This is a genomic window from Mesorhizobium sp. M7A.F.Ca.ET.027.02.1.1 (assembly GCF_004022985.1).
Classification (GTDB): Bacteria; Pseudomonadota; Alphaproteobacteria; order Rhizobiales; family Rhizobiaceae; genus Mesorhizobium.
In genome coordinates this window covers 1-1918 of sequence record NZ_RZOL01000672.1, presented here as the reverse complement: position 1 = coordinate 1918, position 1918 = coordinate 1, and the positions used below count along the sequence as shown (strand labels likewise).

3 protein-coding genes are annotated in these 1918 nt (G+C 62.7%); 2 read left to right on the top strand and 1 reads right to left on the bottom strand.

Going from position 1 to position 1918, the window contains the following annotated elements:
- Positions 1–87: 87 nt before the first annotated feature.
- Complete coding sequence (locus EN749_RS34965; RefSeq protein ID WP_127269070.1) at positions 88–855, bottom strand: SDR family oxidoreductase; 768 nt, start codon at positions 853–855, stop codon at positions 88–90.
- Between the two features lie 289 nt (positions 856–1144).
- Between EN749_RS34965 and EN749_RS34960 the strand changes: the two genes are divergently transcribed.
- Positions 1145–1300 (top strand): hypothetical protein, encoded by a 156-nt coding sequence (locus tag EN749_RS34960; RefSeq protein WP_127269069.1) that lies wholly within the window; start codon positions 1145–1147, stop codon positions 1298–1300.
- A 109-nt stretch (positions 1301–1409) separates the two neighbouring features.
- The coding region (locus EN749_RS34955; RefSeq protein ID WP_128364880.1) for an LLM class flavin-dependent oxidoreductase at positions 1410–1918 on the top strand (509 nt) is incomplete at its 3' end.

Genomic DNA, 1918 nt, shown 5'->3' with positions numbered 1-1918 from the left:
GCGGTAGCAAAGCTTGGGTTCCTCTCCCCCCACCTTCGTGGGGGCGGGAACCCGCATCCTGCCAAGTTCGCGCCTCCTTTGAGCGTTTCACATCGCCGTAAAACCATTGTCAACGAACAGATGCGTGCCGTTGACGAAGCTCGACTCGTCGCTGGCCAGGTAGAGCGCTGCCCTCGCCACCTCTTCCGGCTCGCCGATGCGGCCCTGCTGCGCGGCCAGTGCCGCGTCGGAGACGTCGACGCCGAGCCTGCCGAGGTCGGCGACCTCGCGCAGGCCGTGCGGTGTACGGATGAAGCCGGGGCAGACGGCGTTGCAGCGGATGTTGCGGTCGCGGAACTCGACGGCGATGGCGCGGGCGAACATGTGGCAGGCGCCCTTGGTGGTGTCGTAGAGCACTTCGTTGGGAGTCGCCGCCACCGCCGAGATCGACGAAGTACAGACGATCGAGCCGCCGCCGGCCGCAATCATGCCGGGCAAAACGGCGCGCGTCATCAGGAACATCGAGCGCACATTGACGGCATGCAGCCAGTCCCATTCCTGCACCGTGGTCTCCAGGAAGGGCTTTATCACGATGGTGCCGGCGTGGTTGAACAGCACGGTGACCGGTCCGAGTTTTTCGATAGCACCCTTCACGGCCGCTTCGACCTGTGCCTCGTCGGAGACGTCGGCGACAAAATGCTCGGCGAGATGGCCGCGCGCCCTGATTGTCGCTGCGGTTGCGGCGGCCGCCTCGCCGTTGCGGTCGATGATCGCCACCTTGGCGCCTTCGGCGGCGAACAGCTCCGAAGCCGCTCCACCCATTCCCGTCGCTCCTCCCGAAATGATGGCGACCTTGCCGGCCAGTCTTGTGCCCATTTTTCTGCCCCTATGTGACGTTTTCGCTTTGCGGGTTGGGCGATGCTACCGCGCCGGCGCCGGGCGGCCAATCCACGAGTTGCGTGCAGCGAAAGCAAGGCCATAGGTCCATTCGGACGCAGAAGCGAAAACGGACGCTCCATATGGATCGGCCGTTGGAGTGCTCCCTCTAAGCAAGTGCCTACCAACTTCCAGCACGATAGGAGAAAATTATTCCATCTTTGGCCAAAAAATAGCAATCGACAAAGTCTACAAGTTTTATAGATTAACCGCCGAGACGGAGGTCGATATGTCCTATATCCAGAACGCCCAGACGGATCGCAGTGATCAGCGGTCGGCCAATGCCCAGGCCTTTCGCCCGGCCTATGCCGGGGCTTTCGCCTATCTCGTCTTTGCCCTTGCGTTCGTGTTCACCGGGGCCGTTGTGCTGGGCCTTATTCCCTGAGTCGTCAGATCGACCGGGCTTAGCTGCCCACCGCTTTCAGGCAATCGGAGTTGAATGAACCGAATCCTCGGCGTGCTTTCGCGCGCCCGACACCACGGAGGACATGGCAATGCCGATCGAGTTCACGCATATTCCCGGTAAGACCGCCGATGCCGCGGTTCCCTTTTTCTACGACTTTGCCGAGACCGCGACCAAGCTCGGGCTGATCGAGGATGGTGGCTTCCGCAAGATCGTCATCGACGATTCGGCCGGACTGCTGACCAACATGGATCTTGCGGCCCAGGTGCTCGATCGCACCTCGTCGCTGGAAGTCGTGCTCACCCATTGGGCGGGCGTGGTCGAACCGACCGTGGCGGCCCGCCAACTGGCGTCGATCGACAGGAAAAGCGGCGGGCGCCTGGCGCTGAGAATGATCAGCGAGCCGCTGAGCGACGCCGACGCCGAAACACGGCCGGTCGGGCACACCGTCATCTGGCAGCGCATCGACGAATATCTGGTGCTGCTGAAGCGGCTGTGGTCGAACGACCGGCCCTTCGACCACGAAGGAACGTTCTACAGCATCAAGGGCGGCTATGTGCCGCGCAAGGGACCGCACGGCGCCGACCTGGTCATCCGCAT